The sequence below is a fragment of the Rugamonas rivuli genome (assembly GCF_009380165.1).
Taxonomy (GTDB): domain Bacteria; phylum Pseudomonadota; class Gammaproteobacteria; order Burkholderiales; family Burkholderiaceae_D; genus Rugamonas; species Rugamonas rivuli.
Window position 1 is genome coordinate 753521 of sequence record NZ_WHUF01000004.1, and the last position, 25268, is coordinate 778788.

18 protein-coding genes are annotated in these 25268 nt (G+C 65.6%); 8 read left to right on the forward strand and 10 right to left on the reverse strand.

The window, feature by feature from the left end:
- Positions 1-4 precede the first annotated feature (4 nt).
- The 8 genes from GEV01_RS18395 to GEV01_RS18430 form a co-directional block, all read right to left on the reverse strand.
- Positions 5-2659, reverse strand: a complete 2655-nt coding sequence (locus tag GEV01_RS18395; RefSeq protein WP_152806969.1) for a zinc-dependent metalloprotease — start codon at positions 2657-2659, stop codon at positions 5-7.
- An 84-nt stretch (positions 2660-2743) separates the two neighbouring features.
- Positions 2744-3955 (reverse strand): imidazolonepropionase, encoded by a 1212-nt coding sequence (gene hutI, locus GEV01_RS18400; RefSeq protein ID WP_152806971.1) that lies wholly within the window; start codon positions 3953-3955, stop codon positions 2744-2746.
- Between the two features lie 16 nt (positions 3956-3971).
- Positions 3972-4547 (reverse strand): HutD/Ves family protein, encoded by a 576-nt coding sequence (locus tag GEV01_RS18405; RefSeq protein ID WP_152806973.1) that lies wholly within the window; start codon positions 4545-4547, stop codon positions 3972-3974.
- Positions 4544-5920, reverse strand: a complete 1377-nt coding sequence (locus GEV01_RS18410) for a formimidoylglutamate deiminase (RefSeq protein WP_152806975.1) — start codon at positions 5918-5920, stop codon at positions 4544-4546. The genes GEV01_RS18405 and GEV01_RS18410 overlap by 4 nt, the downstream gene beginning before the upstream one ends.
- Positions 5917-6705 carry an N-formylglutamate deformylase gene (gene hutG / locus GEV01_RS18415; RefSeq protein ID WP_152806977.1) on the reverse strand — a complete coding sequence of 263 codons (789 nt, stop codon included), beginning with the start codon at positions 6703-6705 and terminating at the stop codon, positions 5917-5919. Before hutG ends, GEV01_RS18410 begins: the two co-directional genes overlap by 4 nt.
- A gap of 11 nt (positions 6706-6716) precedes the next feature.
- Positions 6717-8264, reverse strand: a complete 1548-nt coding sequence (gene hutH, locus GEV01_RS18420; protein WP_152806979.1) for a histidine ammonia-lyase — start codon at positions 8262-8264, stop codon at positions 6717-6719.
- 13 nt (positions 8265-8277) lie between these two features.
- A complete protein-coding gene (hutU, locus tag GEV01_RS18425) occupies positions 8278-9981 on the reverse strand; it encodes a urocanate hydratase (RefSeq protein WP_008452370.1) in 1704 nt (567 codons plus the stop codon).
- A 140-nt stretch (positions 9982-10121) separates the two neighbouring features.
- Complete coding sequence (locus GEV01_RS18430; protein ID WP_152806981.1) at positions 10122-11816, reverse strand: amidohydrolase; 1695 nt, start codon at positions 11814-11816, stop codon at positions 10122-10124.
- A gap of 105 nt (positions 11817-11921) precedes the next feature.
- On the opposite strand from GEV01_RS18430, the gene msbA reads away from it, so the two are divergent.
- Complete coding sequence (gene msbA / locus GEV01_RS18435; RefSeq protein WP_328595550.1) at positions 11922-13748, forward strand: lipid A export permease/ATP-binding protein MsbA; 1827 nt, start codon at positions 11922-11924, stop codon at positions 13746-13748.
- 88 nt (positions 13749-13836) lie between these two features.
- Positions 13837-15093, forward strand: coding sequence for a hypothetical protein (locus GEV01_RS18440; protein WP_152806983.1), 1257 nt, complete (start codon positions 13837-13839; stop codon positions 15091-15093).
- A gap of 18 nt (positions 15094-15111) precedes the next feature.
- Here the strand turns inward: GEV01_RS18440 and GEV01_RS18445 are convergent, their stop codons facing one another.
- Together GEV01_RS18445 and ada are read right to left on the reverse strand one after the other, a co-directional pair.
- A complete protein-coding gene (locus tag GEV01_RS18445; protein ID WP_175023105.1) occupies positions 15112-15981 on the reverse strand; it encodes a 2OG-Fe(II) oxygenase in 870 nt (289 codons plus the stop codon).
- Positions 15978-17066 (reverse strand): bifunctional DNA-binding transcriptional regulator/O6-methylguanine-DNA methyltransferase Ada, encoded by a 1089-nt coding sequence (ada, locus tag GEV01_RS18450; protein WP_235914412.1) that lies wholly within the window; start codon positions 17064-17066, stop codon positions 15978-15980. Before ada ends, GEV01_RS18445 begins: the two co-directional genes overlap by 4 nt.
- Positions 17067-17196: 130 nt before the next feature.
- Here ada and hutC point away from each other — a divergent pair, with 130 nt between their 5' ends.
- From hutC to GEV01_RS18480, 6 genes are all read left to right on the forward strand, one after another.
- Complete coding sequence (gene hutC / locus GEV01_RS18455) at positions 17197-17973, forward strand: histidine utilization repressor (protein ID WP_408014831.1); 777 nt, start codon at positions 17197-17199, stop codon at positions 17971-17973.
- A gap of 181 nt (positions 17974-18154) precedes the next feature.
- Positions 18155-22375, forward strand: a complete 4221-nt coding sequence (locus GEV01_RS18460; RefSeq protein WP_235914413.1) for a PAS domain S-box protein — start codon at positions 18155-18157, stop codon at positions 22373-22375.
- 15 nt (positions 22376-22390) lie between these two features.
- Positions 22391-22807, forward strand: a complete 417-nt coding sequence (locus GEV01_RS18465) for a response regulator (RefSeq protein ID WP_152806991.1) — start codon at positions 22391-22393, stop codon at positions 22805-22807.
- Positions 22808-23025: 218 nt separating this feature from the next.
- Entirely contained in the window at positions 23026-23352 is a 327-nt protein-coding gene (gene trxA, locus GEV01_RS18470) for a thioredoxin TrxA (RefSeq protein WP_008452390.1), read from the forward strand.
- Positions 23353-23472: 120 nt separating this feature from the next.
- Positions 23473-24735, forward strand: coding sequence for a transcription termination factor Rho (gene rho, locus GEV01_RS18475; RefSeq protein ID WP_008452392.1), 1263 nt, complete (start codon positions 23473-23475; stop codon positions 24733-24735).
- A 176-nt stretch (positions 24736-24911) separates the two neighbouring features.
- The gene (locus GEV01_RS18480) at positions 24912-25181 is read left to right on the forward strand and encodes a type B 50S ribosomal protein L31 (RefSeq protein ID WP_152806993.1); all 270 of its coding nucleotides are present in this window, start codon (positions 24912-24914) and stop codon (positions 25179-25181) included.
- Positions 25182-25268: the final 87 nt, after the last annotated feature.

Genomic DNA, 25268 nt, shown 5'->3' on the forward strand with positions numbered 1-25268 from the left:
ACCATCAAGCGCCAGCGCGCAACATGGACGCCTTCAAGGCCTGGCTGATGGTTTCATACGATTCCGACAGGTGCGCCTTGGCCTCGCGGCTCATCGGCTTGGCCATCGCGCCACGGATATCGCGTTGCAGCGCCAGCGCATTCTCGCGCTGCAGGCTGCGCGCATCGGCCGGCGTGGTGGCCGAGGAGCGCAGCAGGATCGCGGTGATACGCTTCAAATGCTCGCGCTGCAGATTGCGGCGCATGCCGTTGATGTCCTTGCCGGTTTTCAGCTCGCTCCACACCGCGTCCTGCACGGAGGTGTACAACTCGTCGAGGCTTAGCGCCTGCTTGCGGTCGTCCAGCTTTTCCTGCGAATCGAGCAGGCGCACCGCCACCGCATCCGACATCAGCTGATCCAGCGCCGCGGCCTGCAGGAACAGCACGCGGCCGCCCACCGACACGTCGGCCCGTCCGCGCGACTCGAAATGATCCGAGCCCAGACGGCTGATCATCGCCGGCGAGAACTGGAAGCTGTCCGACTTGAACAGGCTGGAGGTCAGCATCTGCAAGGCGGCGCGCTGGCGCGGCAGCGGCACCGGCGTGAAGGTGGCGCGGCCGGTGCCGGCGTGATCGCGCAGATAGGTCACACCGCCCACGTACTTGACCACCACCGGCATGGTGCGCGCAAACTGCTGGAAGCCGTAGTCGAAACTGCGGCGCAGCGTTTCATAGCTCTCGCCCGGCTTCAGCGTGCGGTTTTGCAGACGGTCCCACAGCTCGCGCGAGATCGTCAGGCGGCGCTGGAAGTAGGCCAGCGGATCGCTGCCCAGATCGAACACATTCACATCCGGATCGGAATTGAAGCCGCCCGCATCCTGGTCGGTACCGAAGGCCAGCAGCGGCTCGTTGGAGCGCGCGGCGATCTTCGCCAGTTCTTCCTTCTCCTGCGCCGGCTCGATAGGCTTGTAGGCGTACTCGATGGCCCAGTAATCGTAAGGCCCCAGCGTCGACGCAACATACTCGCCCTGCTTCTCGCCCTTGAGCGACAGGTTGAACGGCGTGTAGTCCATGATCGATCCGGCCAGGCCGTTCTTCTTCGTGAACTCGGGATCCTGCAACTGCTTCAGGCTGTAGATGGTCGACGAGCGGAAGTTGTGGCGCAGGCCCAGCGTGTGGCCGATTTCGTGCATCACCACCGACCGCACATAGGCTTGCGCCAGCGCGTCCGCTTCCGGGCTGCCCATTTCCAGTTCGCCGCGCGCCTCCAGCAGGCCCATGGCGAAGCCCATCTCGGACGCCGACTCCTGCATGTAATCGCAGCGCGCCTCCTGGCCCGGCAGCGCCAACGGATCCTGCATGGACATGCCGTCCTCGCCGATCATGCGGCGCGCGCCGCGCGCGAACACGTCGGACATGCCGATGTCCGCGTCGAGGATCTCGCCGCTGCGCGGGTCGACCTGACGCGGGCCGATAGCGAAGCCGACATCGCTGCCGAGGAACCAGCGCACCGACGCATGGCGCGCATCCATCGTATCGAAGCGATCCTTCTCGGTCTGCTGCTTGACCACGATGGCGTTCTTGAAGCCGATGCGTTCAAACGCCGCGTTCCAGGCCAGCACGCCCTGCTTCACCGACTCGCGGTACTTCTCCGGGATGTTCGCATCGAGCCAGTAGACGATGGGCTGTTTGGGTTCCGACAGCGCCTGCGCCGGATCCTGCTTCTCCAGGCGCCAGCGCTGGATCACATGCTGCGCCGTGGTCGGCGTCACGTCGTCCGAGTAGTCGTGCGTGGTGTTGACGAAGTGGCCGACGCGGTCGTCCGCAGGCCGGCCATGCATGGGCTGCGCAGGCAGCGGCATGAAGCTGTAGTAGAAACCGAGGAACATGCTGCGCGGGTCCGGCAGCGTGGTCGGCGGACTGGGGACCGGCACCGGCGTGGTCGGCGCCACCAGCGGCGGCGCGGCGATGCGCGGCACGAAGAAGTGGGCGTTGACCTGGAAGCCTGTCATGGCCTCATCGGAGCGGATGGTCTGGAAGCTGCTGTTGCGCGCATCCATCGCATACTGCAAGCGGAAGGCCGATTCCAGCCGGGTGGTAAAGCTCGGGATATCGCCGAACAGCAGGATATTGGCTTCGACCAGGATGCCGTGGTTCTGCGGATTAGGTCCGCTGGCCACCGGCGCGATCGCCAGCAGGCTGTCGGAGTACGCCTGCGACACCGCCAGCGCCTGCGGCGTGCCGGCCTTGGCGCCGTACTCTGTGTTCTTGGCGATCATCTGCACCAGGTTGCCGATGCGGTGGAACACCACCACCTCGCTGCGGCCCATCTGGCTGCCGTAGATGCCACGTTCGCCTATCCCGTTCGGTATGTTCACGGTCATGAAGATCGGACGGTCAAACTGGTCGGGGCGCAGCTCGATCCAGACTTTTTCTTCTTTCTGATAGAGGTTCAAAAAGCCCTGCAAATGCGCGGCGCCGCGCACCACTTCGGCGAAGGGGCGAGGTGCGGCGGCGGGAGCGGCGGCCGGCGGCGTGGCAGGCGGCTGCGCCGGAGCGGCTGCGGCCACCGGCGCTTCCGGTGCATGCGGGACGGGAGTAGGCGGCACAGGCTCCTGGGCCAGCGCCTGCGCGCCGAGCGTCAGCAGGACGGCGGCGCGGAGAGAATTCAAGACAAACATGGATATCCTGTTACGTTAGAAGAGGCATCCCGGTACTGTAACCGAAACAATAACTAACGAAACAGAATTTCCCGAGGCCTTCCTCTAAACCTGCGGCGAACGCAACACCCCTGCATTGACCACGCCCCGGCACGGATTGAGGCCGATGGCATAGGACAGATCGGCCGGACGGGCGATGCGCCACAGCGCGAAGTCGGCGCGCTTGCCCACTTCCAGGCTGCCGATCTGCTGTTCGCGACCCAGCGCGCGGGCGGCGTGCAGCGTGCAGCCGGCCAGCGCCTCCAATGGCGTCAGGCGCCACAGCGTGCAGACCATATTCATCGCCAGCAGCAGGGACGTCATCGGCGAGGTGCCGGGATTGCAGTCGGTGGACACCGCCATCGGCACGCCAGCGGCGCGCAGCGCGGCGACCGGCGGCGGCGTGGTATCGCGCAGGAAGTAGTAGGCACCCGGCAGCAGCACCGCCACGGTGCCGGCGGCGGCCATCGCGGCGATGCCTGCCTCGCTCAAGTGCTCCAGATGGTCGGCGGACAAACCCTTGTAGCGCGCCACCAGTTCGGCGCCGCGCTGGTCGGACAGCTGCTCCGCGTGCAGCTTGACCGGCAAGCCATGCTCGCGCGCGGCCTGGAACACGCGCTCCGTCTGCTCGTGCGAGAAGCCTATGCGTTCGCAGAAGGCGTCCACGGCGTCGGCCAGGCCTTCGGCGGCCAGCGGCGCGATCATCGCGCAGACTTCGGCGATGTAGTCGTCGGCGCGGCCCGCGAACTCCGGCGGCAGCGCATGCGCGCCGAGGAAGGTGGTGGCCACGCTGACCGGCAGCTCGCGGCCGATGCGGCGCGCCACGCGCAGCATGTTCGCTTCCGATTCCAGCGTCAGGCCGTAGCCGGATTTGATTTCCAGCGTGGTCACGCCTTCGGCCAGCAGGCTGCAAACACGCGGCAGGCTTTGCCGCAGCAGCTCGTCCTCCGAAGCGGCGCGGGTGGCGCGCACGGTGGACATGATGCCGCCGCCGGCGCGCGCGATGTCCTCGTAGGTGGCGCCGTTGAGACGCGCCTCGAATTCGTCGCTGCGGTTGCCGGCGTGGACGATATGGGTGTGGCAGTCGATCAGGCCCGGCGTCAGCCAGCAGCCGCCGCCATCGTGCACGGTGACGGCCAGCGCGCCCTGCGGCATCTCGTCCTTGGGCCCCAGCCAGGCGATCCGGCCATCCTTGACGGCGATGGCGGCATCGCGGATCTCACCGTAACCATCGGCCATCGTGGCCAGATGCACGTTCGTAAACAACACATCCCACATGCTAGCAACTTTCGAATTAATTATTGATGATATCGACCACGAACACCGTCGCTTGCTGAGTCTCCATCGACCACTCTTCCTCGGCTTCCATCACCAGCACGTCGTAGCGCACCATGGCGATGCGTTCGCGCGCGCTGCTCAGCGTCAGGCTCTCGCCGTCGGCCAGGAACAGCAGCGTGGTGGCGCTGCGGCGCTTCAGCAGCTCGGTGCCGCGCACCACGCGCGGCTCCAGCCGGTGGCGGCAGCGGCCGCGCCGCGTCATCACATTGAAGTCGGTGGTCAGGCTGCCGGTGACGGTGGCGTGCACCGCCGCCTCGCCGTCGAATTCGATCAGCGGTTCGCTGGGGCTGAGCACGAAGCGCTCGTCGCCGAAGTCCAGCAGCACGCCGTCGCCGGCCACCAGCGCCAGCGAACGGTCTATGCCGGGGAAGGAAGAAAACGGGCCGCTTTGCGAGATGGTCGCCAGGCTGACGCGCCAGTCGAATTCATCGAAGCCGGAGCCGGAAGGCGAAACGGCGATTTCCGTCGTGCTGCCGCCGCCGTTTTTCCACGGCGCGGGCCGCAGGCTTGCATACTGGATTAGCTGGGTCATCGGAACTCCCTCAGTTCGGCCAAGGTCTGCTTGAAGCGCGCAGCGATCGCCTGCTGCGCAACGTGCTGCTGATTGCGTACTACCCACCGGCCGCCGACCATGACGTCCTTGACCAGATTGTCGTTGCCGCAGAAGACGAAGCTGCCGAGTACCTCGTCCAGCGCCAAGCCATACAGATTCGGGTGCTGGTCATCCAGCACGATCACATCGGCGCGGCGGCCCGGCGCCAGCGCGCCCACCGGCCGTCCGCTGGCCTGCGCCCCGCCCTGCAAGGCGCCCTGCCACAGGAAGTCGCCGACGTTGCGCTGCTCGGCCGACACCGCGATATTGCGGCGCTGGTGTTGCAGGCGCTGGCCGTATTCCAGCCAGCGCAGCTCTTCCACCGCGCTCTGCGAAATATGGCTGTCGCTGCCGATGCCGAACCGTCCGCCCGCCGCCAGGAAATCCTCCAGCGGGAACAGGCCGTCGCCCAGGTTGGCTTCCGTGGTTGGGCACAGGCCCGCCACGGCGCCGCTCTGCGCCATCTGGTCCACCTCGTCGCGCATCAAATGCGTGGCGTGGATCAGGCACCAGCGTTCGTTCACATCCACCTGGTCCAGCAGCCATTGCACCGGGCGGCGTCCGCTCCAGTCCAGCGACTGCTGCACTTCCTGCTTCTGCTCGGCGATGTGGATGTGCACCGGACGGTCGTCCGGCAACGTCAACAACACCTCGTTAATCTGTGCCACCGACGCCGCGCGCAGCGAATGCGGCGCCACGCCCACCTCGGTCTGCGCGTCGCGCAGGGGCTCCAGCGCCTCGATCACCCGCAATACATCGTGCGGATCAGTCTTGAAGCGCTTCTGCTCCGGCTTCAAGGCGCTTTCGCCGAAGCCGGAATAACTATACAACACTGGCAGCATGGTCATGCCGATTCCCGCCAAACGTGCGGCGGCGATGACACGCTCCGCCGTTTCCGCAGGGCGCGGATACATGGCGCCGTCCGCCGCCCGCTGCACGTAATGGAACTCGCACATCGACGTGTAGCCATGGCGCAGGCATTCGGAAAACAGCTGGGCCGCGATGGCTTCGATGTGCTCGGGCGTGATGTTGCGCGCGAAGCGATACATCAGGTCGCGCCAGGTCCAGAAACTATCTTTGGTGTCGCCGGCCTTTTCCGTGCGACCGCCCAGCGCCCGCTGGAAGCTGTGCGAATGCAGGTTGATCATGCCCGGCAGCGCGTATTCAACGATCTGCGCCACCACCTGCTCGCCGGCCGGCAGCACCGCCCCGGCCTCGGCGCGGACGATGGTGCCGTCGGCGTCCCACTCGATCAGCACATCCTTGCGCCAGCCTTCGGGCAGCAGCGCGTTGCGCGCAAACAGGCGATTCATGCGCGCCCCCAAGCGGCGGCGGCCTGCGTCATCTGCTTCAACACGCCCTGCACCTGCTGCGCGCGGTCCTCGCGGTAGCCATACGGCGCATCCTCGTCCATATACGTGGACTGGCACATCTCCAGCTGGATCGCATGCACGTTGTTGGCCGGCTGGCCGTAGTGGCGGGTGATATGCCCGCCCTTGAAGCGGCCGTTGACGGCCACGCTGAACTGGTCCTGCGCCAGCGCGCGCGCCACGATGGCGTCGCTCAGGCCCTGGGCGCAGCTCTTGCCGTCGGCCGTGCCGAAGTTCAGGTCCGGCAGCTTGCCTTCGAAGAAGCGCGGCACCACCGACGCGATCGAATGCGCGTCCCACAGCACCACGCGGCCGTGCAGCGCCAGCAGGCGATCCAGCTCGGCGCGCAGCTGGTCGTGATACGGCTTCCAGTAGGCGGCCAGGCGGCGCTGCACCTCGGCCTCGCTGGGCGTATGGCCTTCGCGGTACAGCGGCTCGCGGTGGAAGGTGTCGACCGGGCACAGGCCGGTCGTGTCCTGGCCCGGATACAGGTTGGTGTTCTCCGGCGGACGATTCAAATCGATAACGTAGCGCGACCAGCGCGCCGACAAGGTCGACGCACCCATCTCCCCCAGGAACTCGTACAGGCGCACCAGGTGCCAGTCCGTGTCCTGTTTGTCGACGGCGGCCGGCGTCATCGCCGCCGCCACGTCATCGGGTATATCGGTGCCCACGTGCGGCATGGACACCAGCAAGGGAATACTGCCTGCTTTGAACTGATAGTCCATGACGCCTCCTCTTACGGGTGCAGCGGCGTGAACAGGCTCTTGCACGACGCGCTCAACTCGCCGCGCATGACCATACCCTTGGCGGCCTCGATGTCCGGCGCGAAGAAGCGGTCGGCGTCGAAGAACGGCACCTTCTGGCGCAGCTGCGCATGTACGTGCTCCAGGTGCGGCGAGGTTTTCAGCGGACGGTGGAAGTCGATGCCCTGCGCCGCGGCCAGCAGCTCGATGCCGATGATGACAGCGGTATTGTGCGCCATGTCGTCCAGGCGGCGTGCCGCGTAGGTCGCCATGCTGACGTGGTCTTCCTGGTTGGCCGAAGTCGGGATCGAATCGACGCTGCCAGGATGGGCCAGCGACTTGTTCTCGGACGCCAGCGCGGCGGCGGTGACGTGGGCGATCATGAAGCCCGAGTTCACGCCCGGATCGCGCACCAGGAACGGCGGCAGGCCGGACAAGGTGGCGTCGATCAGCAGCGCGATGCGGCGTTCGGAGATGGCGCCGATTTCGGCGATCGCCAGCGCCAGCGTGTCGGCGGCGAAGGCCACCGGCTCGGCGTGGAAGTTACCGCCCGAGACCACCACCGACAGCTCGCCGTCCTTGAACAGCAGCGGATTGTCGGTGACGGCGTTGGCTTCGATCAGCAGCGTGCGCGAGGCGTTGTTGATGATGTCCCAGCAGGCGCCCATGACTTGCGGCTGGCAGCGCAGGCAGTACGGGTCTTGCACGCGCTCGTCGCCGACCAGGTGCGAGGCGCGGATCGCGCTGTTGCTGACCAGTTGGCGATAGATGGAGGCGGCGGCGATCTGGCCCGGCTGGCCGCGCACTTCGTGCACGCGGGCGTCGAACGGCGAATCGGAACCCTTGGCCGCGTCCAGCGACAGCGCGCCGGACACCATGCCCGCTTCCAGCAGGCGCTCGGCCATGAACAGGCCATGCAGCGCCAGCGCGGTCGACACCTGGGTGCCGTTGATCAGCGCCAGGCCTTCTTTCGCGGCCAGCACCACAGGGGCGATGTTGGCGGCTTTCAGTGCATCGGCGGCCTGCATCAGCTCACCGTTGACGCGCACTTCGCCCACGCCCAGCATCGCCAGCGTCATGTGCGACAGCGGTGCCAGGTCGCCCGAGGCGCCGACCGAACCCTTGGCCGGAATGGCCGGCATGATGCCGGCGTTGTACAGCGCGATCAGCGTGTCGATGATCAGCGGACGCACGCCCGAGTAGCCGCGCGCCAGGCTGCCGATTTTCATCAGCAGGATCAGGCGGCAGACCGCGTCCGACAGCAGCTCGCCGGTGCCGACCGAGTGCGACAGGATCAGGTTGCGCTGCAGCTGCTCCAGCTTCTCGTCCGGGATGCGGGTCTTGGCCAGCAGGCCGAAACCGGTATTGATGCCGTAGGCGGCATCGCCCTTGGCGACGATGGCGCGCACGGCGGCGGCCGATGCTTCGATAACTGGATAGGCTTCGGCGGCCAGCGACAGCGGGCCGGCGGCGGTCCACACGGCGCGCAGTTCGGTCAGGGTCATCGCGCCCGGTTTCAGGGTCAGTGCATTTGGTTTCATAGGTACTCTCGAATTATTTAATCATTGGGAGATTCAGGCCGTTGCGCTTGGCGCAGGCGACCGCAGTCTCGTATCCCGCATCGGCGTGACGCATCACGCCCGAACCGCTGTCGTTGACCAGCACGCGCGCCAGGCGCTTGGCGGCGGCGTCGGTGCCATCGGCCACGATCACCACGCCGGAGTGCTGCGAATAGCCCATGCCCACGCCGCCGCCGTGGTGCAGCGACACCCAGGTCGCGCCGCCGGCGGTGTTGAGCAGCGCGTTCAGCAGCGGCCAGTCGGAGACGGCGTCGGTGCCGTCCTTCATGCTTTCGGTTTCGCGGTTAGGGCTGGCGACGGAGCCGGTGTCCAGGTGGTCGCGGCCGATGACAACCGGCGCTTTCAGTTCGCCGTTGCGCACCATCTCGTTGAAGGCCAGGCCGGCGATGTGACGCTCGCCCAGGCCCAGCCAGCAGATACGCGCCGGCAGGCCCTGGAAGGCGATGCGCTCGCGCGCCATGTCCAGCCAGCGGTGCACATTGGCGTGGTGCGGGAACAGCTCCTTGATCTTGGCGTCGGTCTTGTAGATGTCTTCCGGATCGCCGGACAGCGCCACCCAGCGGAACGGGCCACGGCCTTCGCAGAACTGCGGGCGGATATAGGCCGGCACGAAGCCTGGGAAATCGAAGGCGTTCTTGACGCCGTGGTCGAACGCCACCTGGCGGATGTTGTTGCCGTAGTCGACCACCTTGGCGCCCAGCGCCTGGAAGTCCAGCATCGCCTGCACGTGCACCGCGCACGATGCGGTGGCGGCGGCCTTCAGTGCTTCGTGGCGGGCGGCGTCGTGCTGCGCGGTCTTCCACTGGTCGACCGACCAGCCTTGCGGCAGGTAGCCGTTGATCAGGTCATGGGCCGAGGTCTGGTCGGTGACGACGTCCGGCACGATGCCGCCGGCCTTGGCGCGGCGCACCAGTTCCGGCAGCACGTCGGCCGCGTTGCCCAGCAGGCCGATGGAGATGGCGTCGCCATTGGCCTTGTGCAGTTTGATCAGTTCCAGCGCCTCGTCGATGCTGGCGGCCTGCTTGTCCAGATAGCGGGTGCGCAGGCGGAAGTCGATGCTGCTTTGCTGGCACTCGATGGTCAGCGACACGGCGCCGGCCATGGTCGCGGCCAGCGGCTGTGCGCCGCCCATGCCGCCCAGGCCTGCGGTCAGCACCCAGCGGCCTTTGAGGTCGCCGCCGAAATGCTGGCGGCCCGCTTCGGCGAAGGTTTCGAAGGTGCCCTGCACGATGCCCTGGGTGCCGATGTAGATCCACGAGCCGGCCGTCATCTGGCCGTACATGAACAGGCCTTTGCGGTCCAGTTCATTGAAGTGTTCCCAGTTGGCCCATTTCGGCACCAGGTTGGAATTGGCGATCAGCACGCGCGGTGCGTCTTCGTGGGTCTGGAACACGCCGACCGGTTTGCCGGACTGGATCAGCAGGGTTTGATTGTCTTCCAGCTCGCGCAGCGAGGCCAGGATCTGGTCGTAGCATTCCCAGTTGCGGGCGGCGCGGCCGATGCCGCCGTAGACCACCAGGTGTTTGGGGTTTTCCGCCACTTCCTTGTCCAGATTATTCTGGATCATGCGGTAGGCCGCCTCGGCGCCCCAGTTTTTACAGGTGCGCTCGGGTCCGCGAGGGGCGCGGATTTCGCGGCTGGCGTCAAAACGTGGATCGCTGTCTAAATGGGTCGTCATGGTGGCTCCTGCTCCTGAGTGAGTGGGACCGGCTACGGGCGCAACCATGCACGCGCAGCCAGCGCATCCTCAAAGGATAAGTTGTATATACAACCAAGTCAATCAGTTTTTAAACGATCCCAGGGAGCCAGAACCCCGAGTCAGTCCGGCCGCTTGTCTTTTTTGTACACCCGCTTGCCGCCCATCCAGGTTTGCAGCACCTGTGTCTTGCCGATTTGCTCGGCCGGCACCTTGAACAGGTCGCGGTCGATCAGGATGAAGTCGGCCCACTTGCCCGGCTCCAGCGTGCCGATGACGTTTTCCTGGTGCGCCGCATACGCCGCATCCAGGGTGAAGCAGCGGAAGGCTTCGGTCAGCGTCATCGCCTGGTTCTTGTACCAGCCGCCGGCCGGCACGCCGGCGTTGTTCTGCCGCGTGACCGCAGCATGCAAGCCCTCGAACGGATTCGGCGACTCCACCGGGAAATCCGAACCGCAGGCGATGCGCGAGCCCTGATCCAGGAAGGTCCGCCACGCATACGCGCCCTTGATGCGCTCATGCCCCACGCGCTGCTCGGCCATGTTCTGGTCCGAGGTCGCATGCGTCGGCTGCATCGACGGCACGATGCCCAGCGCCTTGAAGCGCGGGATGTCCTCCAGCGCCACCACCTGCGCATGCTCGATGCGATGGCGCAGTTCGACGTTGTTGTATTTCGGGATCAGCTGCGCGTAGGCGTCCAGGATCTGCCGGTTGCCCGCGTCGCCGATGGCGTGCACATTGACCTGGTAGCCGGCCTTCATGGCCTTGTTCATCTTGGCCTGCATCTCTGCGTTCGGATAGAACAGCAGCCCCTTGGTCGACGGCATGTCGGAATACGGCGCCAGCAAGGCCGCGCCACGGCTGCCCAGCGCGCCGTCCGAGTACAGCTTGACGGCGGCCAGCGCATACACGTCGTTGGCGTAGGACTTGAGCGGCCCCTCCTTGGACAGCTCGTCGAAATCGGCCGCCGTATCGCCGATCATCGCGTAGACGCGCGTGGTCAGCTTGCCGTGGTCGGCGTAGTCGCGATACAGGTCATCCTGCACCACGCGGATGCCGGCGTCGTGCACGCTGGTCAGGCCCACCTTGGACAGCGCGGCCAGCGCGTGGTCCAGCATGCCGCGCGCCTCGTTCGGCGTCGGCAGCGGCACCACCTTGTTGACCAGCTCCATGGCGGCGTCCACCAGCACGCCGCTAGGCTTGCCGGCGGCGTCGCGCTCGATCTTGCCGCCCTTCGGGTCCGGCGTATTCCTGTCGATGCCGGCCATTTCCAGCGCCTTGGTGTTGACCCAGACCGCATGGCCATCGACGCGGCTCAGCAACACCGGACGGTCGCCCACCACCGCGTCCAGCTCGGCGGCGGTCGGGAAGCGGCCCAGCTTCCACACTTCCTGGTTCCAGCCGAAGCCCCGGATCCAGGCGTTTTTCGGGTGCGTCCGGCTGAATTCCCCCACCGCCCGCACTGCGCCGCCCAAGGTCGTGGCGCTGAACAACTCCACGCCGGAAGCGATTTCACCCAGTTCGAACACGTGGCCATGGGCGTCGATCAGGCCTGGCAGCAGGGTCTTGCCCTGCGCATCGATGTGCTCCGCCTTCGGCAGCCGGGCGGCCGTTTCCCTCTCGCTGCCCACCGCGACGATGCGGCCCAGGTCATCGAACGCCAGCGATGTGAAGCGCTGCAAGGTACCCGCCGCGTTCAGCGTATAGCCGTTGGCATGGTCGATGATGGTGTCGGCCTGCGCCTGCGGCAGGACGGCGGACAAGGCCAGGCTGACGGCTGCGGCCAGCGGAGCGGGCGAAAACAGGGGTGCGCGCATCGATACTCTCCATTCAGAAGCAAGTAACAGAGTGTAGCGAACTTTGAGCCGGGGTCAATCAAACTCTAGGTACAATGGCGCATTCGCCGCTCTCTAACCACATCCGTGTCCAGCCGATCCCTCTATTTACGCCTGCTTAAACAATTCAGCCCCTACGCCTGGATCGGGTTCGCCACCCTGTTGGCGGTCGGCCTGGCCGCCGCCGCCGACGTTTTATTGATACGCCAACTGCAAAACGTGGTCGACGCCCTGGCGCCATCGCACACCCTGGGCGGCGCGCGCCCGTCCGCCGGCCTGCTGGCCGAGGTGCAGGAATGGCTGCGCCAGATGCTGCCGCACGACCCGGTCAACGCCGCACTGTGGTCGATACCGGCGGTGATCTTCGGGCTGGCCGTGATGCGCATGTTTTCCAGCTTCGCCGGCGAATACGGCGCCGCGTGGCTGAGCAGCCGGGTGCAGGCCAATCTGCGCGAGCTGATGTTCGCCCGCATCATGCGCCTGCCGAACGGCTATTTCGACCAATCCTCCACCGGCACCACGCTGTCGCGCGTGGCCTTCGACGCCGCCCAGGTGGCGCAGGCCGGCCTCACCGTGGTCAACGTGGCGGTGCGCGATTCGGTCGCCACCATCGGCTACCTGGCCACGCTGTTCATCGTCGACTGGCAACTGGCCCTGTTCTGCCTTGGCCTGCTGCCGATGGTGGCCATCATCGTCACCTTCGCCGGCCGCCGCATGCGCCACCTGAGCAAGAGCGCGCAGGCCGCCATGGGCTACCTGACCAATGTGCTCGACGAGAGCATCAGCGGCCAGCGCGTGGTGAAGATCTTCGGCGGCCAGAAGTACGAGCAGGCGCGCTTCGACGGCGTGGTCAAGCTCAATCGCCAGCTGGCGGTCAAGCACGCGGCGACGTCGGCGCTCAACTCCGGCATCATCATGCTGCTGATCGGGATCACGCTGTCGTCGGTGATCTACTTCGCGCTGCTGCGCGCGCAGGCCGGCGCGCTGACGCCGGGCGCCTTCGTGGCCTTCATGTCGTCGCTGATGGCGATGCAGTCGCCGATCAAGAACCTGACCAAGATTAACGAACCGATGCAGCGCGGCCTGGCCGCCGCCGAATCGGTGTTCGGCCTGATCGACACCGAAGCCGAAGCCGATACCGGCACCCGCAAAGTGGAGCGCGCAGTAGGCCGCCTGGCGCTGGAGGACGTGAGCTTCCACTATAGCGCCGATGCCGACGCCAAGCCGGCGCTGGACCGCGTGTCGCTCGACATCGCCGCCGGCGAGACGGTGGCCCTGGTCGGCAGCTCCGGCAGCGGAAAGACCACGCTGGCAGGCCTGCTGCCGCGCTTCTACGATGTCAGCTCGGGCAGCATCAAGCTCGATGGCGTCGACCTGCGCGACTACACCATGGCCTCATTGCGCCAGCAGATCGCGCTGGTCAGCCAGGATGTGGTGCTGTTCAACGACACGCTGGCCGCCAACATCGCGTACGGCGATCCGGAACCGTCGATGCAGCGCATCGAAGCGGCGGCGCGCGCCGCGCACGCGCACGAATTCATCGAGCGCCAGGCCGATGGCTACAACACCTCGGTCGGCGAGAACGGCCTGCGGCTGTCGGGCGGCCAGCGCCAGCGCCTGGCGATCGCGCGCGCGCTGTACAAGAACGCACCCATCCTGATCCTGGACGAGGCGACCAGCGCGCTGGATACGGAATCGGAACGCCTGGTGCAGGCGGCATTGGAAGTACTGATGCAGGGCCGCACGACGGTGGTGATCGCGCACCGCCTGTCGACCATCGAGAACGCCGACCGCATCGTGGTGCTGGACGGCGGCCGCATCGCCGAAGTGGGCAGCCACGATGCGCTGCTGGCGCAGCACGGCATCTACGCCCGCCTGTATCAAACGCAGAAGAGCGTTCAGGCGGCGTCATAAAAAGTTATATAGAAATTACAATTGACGACAATTGAACCGTAGTTTTTGCTTGATAATCAAGTTCCATTCGAACTGATCGCATGCAAGCATGGTCACGGGTACATCCTCATTATCGACAATTCAGAAAATCCAACACTTCCTTTTGCTCCTTGGCTTGTTCATCGCGAACAGCCATGGGGCGATGGCCGAATCGGTACCAGTGCGCCGTGCACAGGAAGTGTACGTGCGGAACCAGGAAAATACACCATTGAGGCCGCACGCCATGCTTGGTACCTCCGACCAGGGTATCGTTGTCGCAGGCGGTTCCGGCGCAAGCAAACAAGCATGGGCGATCAAACTCAACGCGAATGACCAGATGGAGTGGCGCTATTTTCGGGAAGCGCCCATCGACGAACGGAAGGCTGCCGAAAGTGGTTTTAACCCACCTGAGTTTCGCGGCGTGGTGGAGATGGCCGACGGCAGCATATTCTTGTGCGGGAACACCGCCTTCATGCCGGGCAAGGTCAGGATATTTTTGACCCACCTGAACCGCAAAGGCCAGTTGATCACCGAGCACTACCTCGAATCGCAACGCCAGGCCACTGGCTTGAATTTTACCGTTGCAGCTTGCGTGGCATGGGACGATGGCGTCGCCGTCTTCAGCGTTGAAGGGCATGCGCCGGAGCCTGGCGCAGTCGGCGAGGTCTCGGGCTCAAGTTATCTGATGACCGCCCTTGACCGAACTGGCAGACTCAAATGGGAACGTGCTATTCCGACCCTGAGCAAAGGCTTCTCGCCGGACCCGGATGGAATGGTTCTCTTGGTTGCAGAAAAATCCTTGCTAGTCTCGGCTACCAACAACATCGGCACGGAAGTGATTCGCATTGATGCCAGTGGCTCCATCGTCGCACACCGGAAAATGGACAAGCGTTTTCTTCTGGTCCGTAACACCCCTGTCAATTCAAAGGTTAAGCTATACGGCTCCTCTCCAGCCGATGACAACGCGCTCAACACATTGGTATCGCTGTCCGCAGATCTAAGCGTTGTCTCCAGCATTGAGGGGCCGTATCCAAAGAACTTTGCGGCTAGCCAAATCTTTGAAAGGCAAAATGGATCGCTGCTGATGTTTGGTTCCAATATCCATTTTTTTGGTGACCGATTGCGGCAAGGCGTCCGCCAGGTAGACGCCTCCCTGCAAACGGAAAGGAACCGCACGCCGAACCTGGCATATCGATACAAAGGGGGGGCCATATACACGGCGTGCGCCCGGCAAACCGGGAATGAGTTCGCTTATGCAGTGGAGGTTTGGCCGCGATTAGATAAGCGAACCGACATGGCGGGTACGGCAGTTCATCGTATCGACTAGTACAATTGCGCACCGTGTTCAGGCGGCATCGTGAAAGATCAGTCCCAGCGTATGTCTTGAGCCGGTGCGCAGCCGGCTCACCCCATGCCGCATGCTGACCCGGTAGACCCCGCGCCCACCCTGCGCCGGCCGGTGGTTGACGGGGAAGATCACCATGTCGCCGCGCTTCAGCGGCACCACCTCCACCCGCGACTGCATGCGCGGGCGCTGCTCGGTCAGCACGAACTCCCCTCCTTCGAAGTCCTTGCCCGGTTGGCTCAACAGAATCGCGGCCTGCAACGGGAACACGTGGTCGCCGTATAAATCCTGGTGCAGGCAGTTGTAGTCGCCGGGGCCGTATTGCAGCATCAGCGGCGTCGGGCGCTGCTGGCCGGCGGCGTGGCAGCGCGCCAGAAAGTCGGCATGGTCGGCCGGGAAGCGCGCTTCCATGTCCATCGCCTCGTGCCAGCGGTTGGCGATATCGGCCAGCGGGCCATACAGCGATTGCCTCAGCGCCGCGATCATCGACGGCAGCGGGTAGCGGAAGTACTGGTACTCGCCGCTGCCGAAGCCGTGCTGCGACATCACCACCCGGCTGCGGAACAGCGACGCCTGTCCATACTGCGCGGCCATGGCGATGCACTCGTCGGCGGTCAGCATGCCGGGCACGATGGCGTAGCCGTGGGCATTGAGCTCGTCGGCGATGGACTGCCAGTCCAGACCCGCCACATGCACCGCGATGCCGGCCGCTGCGCCGACCGCCTTGCGGGCGCTGGCGGCGGCAGCGGCAGCGTCGGCGGTGGCGACATCAGCGCCGGCCGGCGGCGAAGGCGCCACGCTCACCGGCGGCATCTTGCGCGGCTTGCGCTCGGCCGCACCGCCGCCGAAATCGAATTCCCCGTTCTTCATTGGTTCGCCTCCCGGTCCAGCAGCGCGGCCTTGCGGTCCACGCCCCAGCGGTAGCCGGAAATCGAACCGTCATTGCGTACCACGCGGTGGCAAGGTATCGCCACCGCCAGCGCATTCGCGGCACAAGCACCCGCCACCGCGCGCGCGCCCTTGGGCGACCCAACCAGCTGCGCCAGTTCCGCATAACTGACCGTGCGCCCGGCCGGAATCCCGCGCAGCACCTGCCACACGCGCTGCTGGAAGGCCGTGCCGCGCACGTCGAGCGGCAGGTCGAGGCCAATCTCCGGCCGCTCCACCATGCCCACCACGCGCGACACCACCTGCTCGAACTCCGGCTCGGCGCCGATCAGCTCCGCCTTGGGAAAACGGTCCTGCAGATCGCGCACCAGCACATCGGGATCGTCGTCCATCAGGATCGCGCAGATGCCCTGCTCCGTGCTGGCCACCAGGATCGCGCCCAGCGAACAGGCGCCGATGGCGAAGCGTATCTGCGCGCCGCGCCCGCCGGCGCGGAAGGCGGTCGGCGTCATGCCCAGCACCGCCGGCGACTGCGCATAAAAGCGCCCGCTGGAATTGAAGCCGGCCGCATACATCGCATCCGTCACCGTGGCCTGCTGCGCCAGCCCGGCCTGCATGCGGCGCGCGCGCTGGGCGTTGGCGTAGGCCTTGGGCGTAATCCCCGTCACGGCCTTGAACATGCGGTGAAAATGAAAACGGCTCACGCCCACCGCCGTCGCCAGGCTATCCAGGTCGAGCGCGGTCTCGGCGTCGGCCTCGTCGATCAGGCGGCAGGCCTGCGCCACCACGGCGGCCTGGCGCTCGGCCAGCGGCGGCTGTTCCGGCTTGCAGCGCATGCAGGGACGGAAGCCCGCCTGCTCGGCCGCCTCGCGGCTGTCGTAAAACGCCACGTTCTTGCGCAGCGCCGGCCGCGCGCCGCACGATGGCCGGCAGTACACGCCGGTGCTGCGCACCGAGTACCAGAACACGCCGTCGGCGCCGCCGTCGCGCTGCTGCACGGCGGTCCAGCGCAAGTCCTCGCCCTGGTAGGCGGCCTGCTTGACGATTTTGTTTTCGGTCTTGCCCATCTCAGACTCCATGATCGGATAAGGAATGCAGCCATCTTATCCAGCGCCCCGCGGCGACACACTCCGGCTCTTGCTTTTGAATTGGAGATTGTACGCCGGCTACAAAAGATGTTCAGCAGGCAAGCTCGCGATGCTAAAATGTCCGTCTGCCGCCAGTGAGGCGCACCCACGGAGAAGCCGTTTGGACGACGAACCAGCCCTGCAAGAAACCACCCCGATTTTCCAGCGCATCAAGGACTACCTGGTGGCCCAGATCGCCGCCGGCACCTGGAAGGAAGGCGACGTGATCCCGTCCGAACAGGCGCTGGTCAAGCAGTTCGGCGTCTCCCGCATGACCGTCAACCGCGCCGTGCGCGAGCTCACCGCCGACCAGATCCTGACCCGCCGCCAGGGCTCCGGCACCTACGTCGCGCAACAGAAGTACCAGGCCACGCTGCTGGAGATCAAATCCATCGCCGACGAGATCCGCGCGCGCGGCCACGCCCACCGCAGCAGCCTGCAGCAGCTGGAGCGCGTCAAGGCCAGCGAGCTGATGGCCAAGCAGTTCGACCTGCCGGCCGGCCATCCGCTGTTCCACTCGGTGATCGTGCATTTCGAAAACGGCGTGCCGATCCAGGTCGAGGACCGCTGGGCCAACCCTCTGTGCGCGCCCGACTACATGGAACAGGACTACGCCGCCATCACGCCCAACGAATACCTGATGCAGGCCGCGCCGCTGCAAGGCGCCACCTACAGCATCGAAGCGCTGGCGGCGCCGCGCGACATCGCCGAAATGCTGGCCATCGACACCAAGCAGGCCTGCCTGGTGCTCAAGCGCCAGACCCGCTCCGGCGGCCAGGTGGCCTCGATCGCCACCATGTGGCATCCCGGCCACCGCTACCAGTTCGCCGGCAGCTTCGCCCAGTAAGCGCCGGGCTTGCTACCGGTTTGCTACCGTTCTTACAACTTTTCTCGCCTGCGGCCAAACCTTCGATGCTATAGTTGCCCGGCCATCGTAGAAACAAGTAATGCCTTGCGGATTGAAAGGGAAGCTCTTGTTGCACCGCCGTTCCAGCCCCCTCTTCTGGCGCCGTCTGCCACGCCGGCTGATGGCGGCTGCGCTCGTGCTGGCCTGCGGCGCCGGCAGCGCGCCGGCGGCTGAAAAGGTCAGCCTGCAGCTCAAGTGGACGCACCAGTTCCAGTTCGCCGGCTACTACGCGGCCCAGGACCAGGGCTATTACCGCGACGTCGGCCTCGACGTCACGCTGATCGAGGCCCGCCCCGGCGTCGATCCCACCCAGTCGGTGCTTGAAGGCCGCGCCCAGTACGGCGTCGGCAACACCTCGCTGCTGGTGGCGCGCGGACGCGGCCAGCCGGTGGTGGCGCTGGCGTCGATCTTCCAGCATTCGGCCGCCGCGCTGCTGGTGCGCCACGACGCCGACGGCAAGCCGCGCCCCTGGCCCGGCAGCCGCGTGATGCTGGCGCCGAACAACGAAGAGCTGGTCGTGTTCCTGAAAAAACAGGGCATCCGTCCCGACAGCCTGGCGCAGCCGGCACACACCTACAACACCGAAGACCTGCTCGAAGGCCGCGCCGACGCCATGTCGATCTACATCACCGAGGCGCCGTACACGCTTGAACGCAGCAGCGTCGGTTACGAGATCCTGTCGCCGCGCATGCTGGGCGACGACTTCTACGGCGACACCCTGTACACCACCGAGAGCGAACTGCGCGAACATCCCTTGCGCGCGCAGGCGCTGCGCGAAGCCACGCTGCGCGGCTGGCGCTACGCGATGGCGCATCCGGGCGAGATCGCCGACCTGATACGGGCGCGCTATCCCGAGCGCCACAGCCGCGAGCACCTGATGTACGAAGCCCAGCGCATCGCGCCGCTGCTGGAGCAGGGCTTGATCGAACTCGGTTACAGCAATCCCGAACGCTGGCAGGCCATCGCCCGCACCTACATCGGCCAGGGCATGCTGCCGGCCGACTTCAAGCTGGATGGCTTCCTCTACCAGCCGCAGCCCAGCAACCGCCTGCAGCGCTACGCCATGGCGCTGGCGGCGCTGCTGGTGCTGGCGCTGACGGCGGGCGTGGTGTGGCGCCTGCGCCGGCAGGCGGCGACGCTGCGCGCCACGCGCGCGGAGCTGGACAAGTCCGAACGCTTCGCCAGCTTCGCGCTGGAGAGCTCGGGCATCGGCATGTGGGAATGGCAGGTCGACACCGGCACGCTGACGCTGTCGCCGCGCTATTGCGCGCTGCTGGGCTACGGCCCCGGCGAGTTCGCGCCGACGCTGGAACAATGGCTGGGCCATGTGCATCCGGACGACGTGGCCCGGGTCGAGCGCAGCATCCAGTACTACCTGGCCAGCCTGCCCGAATCGAGCGCGCAGATCTTCAGCGAGCACCGCATGCGCACCAAGAACGGCGGCTGGATCTGGGCGCTGGCGCGCGGCATGATCGTCGAGCGCGACGCCGCCGGCCGGCCGCTGCGCGCCATCGGCACCATGGCCGACATCAGCGAGCGCGCCGCCGCCGAGGAGGCCCGCATGTGCTCCATCATCGACGCCACGCCGGGTGCGATGCTGATCGCCGACAAGAGCGGCCGCGTGCGCTACGCCAACCCGGCCTGCGCGCGCAGCTTCGGCTACGAGGGCACGATGACCGGGCGCTCGGTCGAGCAGCTGGCGCCGGAAGCGATGCGCAGCACCGGCCGCACGCGCGAGCTGTTCTCGCGCCCCAACCTGCCGGGCCGCGTGCTGAGCGCGATCCGCGCCGACGGCGGCAGCTTCCCGGCCATGGTGCACATCGCGCCGGTGATGCTGGCCGGCCAGGAGCTGGTGGTGATGGCGCTGCGCGACATGACCCAGCGCCAGCGCGCCGAGGAAGCGCTGCACGCCAGCTCCGAACGCTACCGCCTGATCGTGCAGACCGCCGCCGAAGGCATCTGGATGACCGGCGCCGACGACCGCACCAGCTTCGTCAACCCCACCATGGCGCGCATGCTGGACTACGACGTCGAGCAGATGCTGGGCCGCGTCATGACCGACTTCATGGACGACGACGGCCGCGCCCTGCTCAAGCAGCATTTGCAGCGGCGCCTGGCCGGCGAGGCTTGCCAGGGCGACGTCTGCTTCCTGCGGCGCGACGGCCGCGTGGTGTGGTGCCTGCTGTCGACCACCGTCATCAACTCCGACGCCGGCCACTACGCCGGCACGCTGGCGATGCTGACCGATATCACCGAGCGGCGCCACGCCGACAGCGCGCTGCGCAGCTCCAGCCAGCGGCTGGCGTCGATCTTCAACGCCGTCACCAACGGCCTGGTGATGGTCGATGGCGACGGCCGCATCCTGGAGAGCAACGCCGCCGCCGCGCGCATGCTGGCGCACTCGCTGGCGGTCGACGGCGGCAGCCTGTGGCGCGGCGTGCGCGAGGACGGCACGCCGTTCGACGCCGCCAGCCATCCGGTGCGGCTGGCCATCGTCACCGGCATGTCGGTGCGCGACGTGGTGATGGGCGTGAGCCAGCCGGGCGGCGGCATGCACTGGCTGTCGGTCAACGCCGAGCCGATTCCCGACGACAGCGGCGCGGTGCCGCTGGTGGTGGCCAGCCTGACCGACATCACCGACCGCAAGCACGGCGAAGACCAGCTGCGCGAGCTGAACGAGCACCTGGAAGAACGGGTGGCGATGCGCACCTTGGAATTGAACCAGGCCCGCCTGCTGGCCGAAGACGCCAGCCAGACCAAGGGCCAGTTCCTGGCCAATATGAGCCACGAGATCCGCACGCCGATGAACGGCGTGATCGGCATGGCCTACCTGGCGCTGAAGACCGACCTCGATCCGCGCCAGCGCGACTACCTGGAAAAAATCCGCTTCGCCGGCGAGCACCTGCTGGGCATCATCGACGACATCCTCGACATCTCCAAGATCGAGGCGGGCAAGCTGGAGATCGAGCAGGTCGACTTCGCGCTCGACCACGTGATCCAGACGCTGACCACGGTGGTGGCGCCCAAGGCCGCCAGCCGCGACCTGGAACTGGTGTTCGACCTCGACCCCGGCCTGCCCCGCGTGCTGCGCGGCGATCCGCTGCGGCTCGGCCAGGTGCTGATCAACTACACCAACAACGCCATCAAGTTCAGCGAGAAGGGCCGCATCGAGGTGCGGGTGCGCCAGGTGGTGGGCGACGCCAACGGCTGCCTGCTGCGCTTCGAGGTCAGCGACTGCGGCATCGGCCTGTCCGAGGCCGAGATCGACAAGCTGTTCCAGTCGTTCCAGCAGGCCGACACCTCGACCACGCGCGAGTACGGCGGCACCGGCCTGGGCCTGGCGATCTGCAAGCAGCTGGCGCAGCTGATGGGCGGCGACGTCGGCGTGCGCAGCCGGCCCGGCCAGGGCAGCACCTTCTGGTTCACCGCGCGCCTGGGCATCTCCAGCGCCAGCGTGCCGGCGCTGATCGACCGCGTCAAGGACGCCGCCGCCGAACTGCTGGCGTCCTCGCGCAGCGCCGCCGTCATGGCCGCGCTGAAGAACGCCCGCATCCTGCTGGTCGAGGACAACACCTTCAACCAGCAGATCGCGCTGGAAATGCTGGAGGAAGTCGGTTCCTCGGTGTGCCTGGCCGCCAACGGCATGGAGGCGCTGGAACTGCTGCGCCAGACCGCCTTCGACTGCGTGCTGATGGACGTGCAGATGCCGCTGATGGACGGCCTGGAAACCACGCGCCGCATCCGCGCCGACCCCGGCCTGGCCGACCTGCGCGTGCTGGCCATGACCGCCACCGCCACCAACGAAGACCGGGTGCGCTGCATCGAGGCCGGCATGGACGACTTCATCTCCAAGCCCATCCAGCCGGCGCTGATGTACCAGACCATCGCCAACTGGCTGCCGGTGCGCAGCGGCGATGTGCTGCGCGAGGCGCCGCCGGCCGCGCCGCGACCGGCCTTCAAGGCCACGCTGGGCGGCGACCCGGCGGTGATCGACCTGTCCATCCTGGCCAAGCTGCTGGGCTATCATCCGCACAAGGTGCGCAAGTTCGCCTTCAAGTTCCTGCAGAACACCCAGGAGGGCCTGACCAAGATGGAGCGCGCGCTGCAGCGCGGCGACCTGGTGCAGGTGCGCGAGCTGGGCCACCGGCTGAAGTCGCCGGCGCGCACCGTCGGCGCCCTCGGCATGGGCGAGCTGATGCTGGAGATCGAGCAGCTGCCGGCCGACGGCCCGCCAGCGCAGACGGCGGCGCGCGCGCAAGCCCTGCTGGCGCGGCTGTGGCCGCTGCTGGAACTGATCACCGAACAAATCATGACCAACACCACTTTCGCCGACGACAACTGAGGCAGGCAAGGAACCATGCGGATATTGCTGCTGGACGACGACGGATTCATGCTGGAACTGCTGGCCGACATGATCGCCAGCCTGGGCGAGCACGAGGTGCTGCGCGAAACCGACGGCCGCCGCGCGCTGGTGGAGCTGCGCCTGCGTCCGCCGGAGCTGCTGGTCTGCGACCTGAGCATGCCGGTCATGGATGGCATCGACTTCCTGCGCCTGGCGGCCGCGCAGCAGTACGGCGGCTGCGTGGTGCTGCTGTCGGGCGTGGACAGCGCGGTGCTCAAGACCGCCGCCCGCCTGGCCGAGGCGCAGGGCCTGGCCATCCTCGACGCCTGCGCCAAGCCGCTGGAGATCGACGCGCTGGCGGCGCTGATGGCGCGCGCCGCGGCGCGCTGCCAGCAACAGCCCGGCCCGGTTCTTGACAACAATGGCAAATAGTTTAGATGGTTTCTACAATCTGCCGCACATTTCTAAAAAATGGGTTATTATTTACGCCATCCCCGCCTGCCGACCTTGTTGCCATCCCTTCCAAGACATTGAATTCGCGCAATTGGCCACCATCTGCTGCCTGTTACCGGCAACGTTGATGGCGATTGCAGACAACATGGCATAATCCCCAGGCGTTATTGATCCCACAGACCTCGATTGAGGAATATATGAGCGAAAACATCAAACACATCACCGATACTTCTTTTGACGCCGACGTCCTGAAATCCGACCGCCCAGTGCTGGTCGATTTCTGGGCCGAGTGGTGCGGTCCTTGCAAGAGCATCGCCCCGATCCTGGAAGAAGTCGCCAAGGAATACGACGGCAAGATCCTGATCGCCAAGATGGACGTCGACGCCAACCAGGCAGTGCCTGCCAAGTTCGGCATCCGCGGCATCCCGACCCTGATCCTGTTCAAGAACGGTGTCGCAGCGGCGCAAAAGGTTGGCGCAATGGCAAAAGGCCAGCTGACCTCTTTCATCGACAGCAATATCTAAGTAAGATAGTATTACGCTGGACCAAAACGGTGCCGCGCCCGCGGCGCCGTTTAATAACAGAGACAACCACGCAGTCCCCTCCCCTACCTTTACTTTCCCGTCACGGGACACTCAACACATATGCATCTATCTGAATTAAAGGCCCTACACGTCTCGGCATTGCTGGAGATGGCCATCGGTCTTGATATCGACAACGCGGCGCGTCTGCGCAAACAGGAGCTGATGTTTGCGATCCTGAAAAAGCGCGCGAAATCCGGTGAACAAATCTTCGGCGACGGCGCCCTGGAAGTGCTGCCTGACGGCTTCGGCTTCCTGCGCTCGCCGGACGCCAGCTACATGGCGTCCACCGACGATATCTACATTTCCCCATCGCAGATCCGCCGCTTCAACCTGCACACCGGCGATTCGATCGAGGGCGAAGTGCGTACCCCTAAAGATGGCGAGCGCTACTTCGCGCTGGTCAAGGTCGACAAGGTCAACGGCGAATCGCCGGAAGCCTCGAAGCACCGCATATTGTTTGAGAACCTGACGCCGCTGCACCCGAACGAGCCGCTGCGCCTGGAACGCGACATCAACGGCACCGAGAACATCACCGGCCGTATCGTCGACCTGATCTCGCCGATCGGCAAGGGCCAGCGCGGCCTGCTGGTGGCGTCGCCGAAGTCCGGCAAATCCGTGATGCTGCAGCACATCGCCCACGCGATCACCTCCAACCACCCGGACGTGACGCTGATCGTGCTGCTGATCGACGAACGCCCGGAGGAAGTGACCGAGATGCAGCGCTCCGTGCGCGGCGAAGTGGTCGCCTCGACCTTCGACGAACCGGCCACCCGCCACGTGCAGGTCGCCGAGATGGTGCTGGAAAAAGCCAAGCGCCTGGTCGAAATGAAAAAAGACGTGGTCATCCTGCTGGATTCGATCACCCGCCTGGCGCGCGCCTACAACACCGTGATCCCTGCCTCCGGCAAGGTGCTGACCGGCGGTGTGGACGCCAACGCGCTGCAACGTCCTAAGCGCTTCTTCGGCGCCGCGCGCAACATCGAAGAAGGCGGCTCGCTGACCATCATCGCCACCGCGCTGATCGAAACCGGTTCGCGCATGGACGACGTGATCTACGAAGAATTCAAGGGTACCGGCAATATGGAGGTGCACCTGGAGCGCCGCCTGGCCGAGAAGCGCGTCTACCCGGCGATCAACCTGAACAAATCGGGTACCCGCCGCGAAGAGCTGCTGATCAAGCCGGACCAGCTGCAGAAAATCTGGATCCTGCGCAAGCTGCTGTACTCGATGGACGAGATCGAGGCGATGGAGTTCATTCTCGACAAGATGAAGGCCACCAAGAACAACGGTGAGTTCTTCGACATGATGCGCCGCGGCGGTTAATTAAGCCCGTAGCAATCATGATAAACAGGCAACCACCATGGTTGCCTGTTTGCGTTAACGCCGGTATAATCGCCGATCGCATTATTTTTAATTCTGGCAAGTGAGCGGCAATCGGGTCACGAAGTAGTACCGACCGACGAAGTGCTGTTTGGCTACCTAACTAACCGAGGCTTCAAATGAAACCAGAAATCCATCCAGACTACCGCGAAGTTGTGTTCCACGACCTGTCGTGCGACTTCAAATTCGTTACCCGTTCGACCATCCAGACCCGCGAAACGATCAACCACAACGGTAAAGACTATCCGCTGATCAAGATCGAGGTTTCGGCTGAATCGCACCCGTTCTACACCGGCAAGCACAAAATCGTCGACACCGCTGGCCGCGTTGAGAAATTCCGCCAGAAGTTCGGCGCCGTGGGTTCGAAGACCCAAATCGCACAAGGCTGATTTTCGCCGCGATCATGAAAAAAGCAGCCTCTGGCTGCTTTTTTTGTTTGTCGCCCCCGCCGCCAGCCGGTTTTCCTTCATACTCCC

Coding starts and splice junctions, on each gene's coding strand:
- GEV01_RS18395 (WP_152806969.1), bottom strand. CDS start 2,659: ATGTTTGTCTTGAATTCTCTCCGCGCCGCCGTCCTGCTGACGCTCGGC.
- hutI (WP_152806971.1), bottom strand. CDS start 3,955: ATGTGGGATGTGTTGTTTACGAACGTGCATCTGGCCACGATGGCCGAT.
- GEV01_RS18405 (WP_152806973.1), bottom strand. CDS start 4,547: ATGACCCAGCTAATCCAGTATGCAAGCCTGCGGCCCGCGCCGTGGAAA.
- GEV01_RS18410 (WP_152806975.1), bottom strand. CDS start 5,920: ATGAATCGCCTGTTTGCGCGCAACGCGCTGCTGCCCGAAGGCTGGCGC.
- hutG (WP_152806977.1), bottom strand. CDS start 6,705: ATGGACTATCAGTTCAAAGCAGGCAGTATTCCCTTGCTGGTGTCCATG.
- hutH (WP_152806979.1), bottom strand. CDS start 8,264: ATGAAACCAAATGCACTGACCCTGAAACCGGGCGCGATGACCCTGACC.
- hutU (WP_008452370.1), bottom strand. CDS start 9,981: ATGACGACCCATTTAGACAGCGATCCACGTTTTGACGCCAGCCGCGAA.
- GEV01_RS18430 (WP_152806981.1), bottom strand. CDS start 11,816: ATGCGCGCACCCCTGTTTTCGCCCGCTCCGCTGGCCGCAGCCGTCAGC.
- GEV01_RS18440 (WP_152806983.1), top strand. CDS start 13,837: ATGGTCACGGGTACATCCTCATTATCGACAATTCAGAAAATCCAACAC.
- GEV01_RS18445 (WP_175023105.1), bottom strand. CDS start 15,981: ATGAAGAACGGGGAATTCGATTTCGGCGGCGGTGCGGCCGAGCGCAAG.
- ada (WP_235914412.1), bottom strand. CDS start 17,066: ATGGGCAAGACCGAAAACAAAATCGTCAAGCAGGCCGCCTACCAGGGC.
- hutC (WP_408014831.1), top strand. CDS start 17,197: ATGCTAAAATGTCCGTCTGCCGCCAGTGAGGCGCACCCACGGAGAAGC.
- GEV01_RS18460 (WP_235914413.1), top strand. CDS start 18,155: ATGGCGGCTGCGCTCGTGCTGGCCTGCGGCGCCGGCAGCGCGCCGGCG.
- GEV01_RS18465 (WP_152806991.1), top strand. CDS start 22,391: ATGCGGATATTGCTGCTGGACGACGACGGATTCATGCTGGAACTGCTG.
- trxA (WP_008452390.1), top strand. CDS start 23,026: ATGAGCGAAAACATCAAACACATCACCGATACTTCTTTTGACGCCGAC.
- rho (WP_008452392.1), top strand. CDS start 23,473: ATGCATCTATCTGAATTAAAGGCCCTACACGTCTCGGCATTGCTGGAG.
- GEV01_RS18480 (WP_152806993.1), top strand. CDS start 24,912: ATGAAACCAGAAATCCATCCAGACTACCGCGAAGTTGTGTTCCACGAC.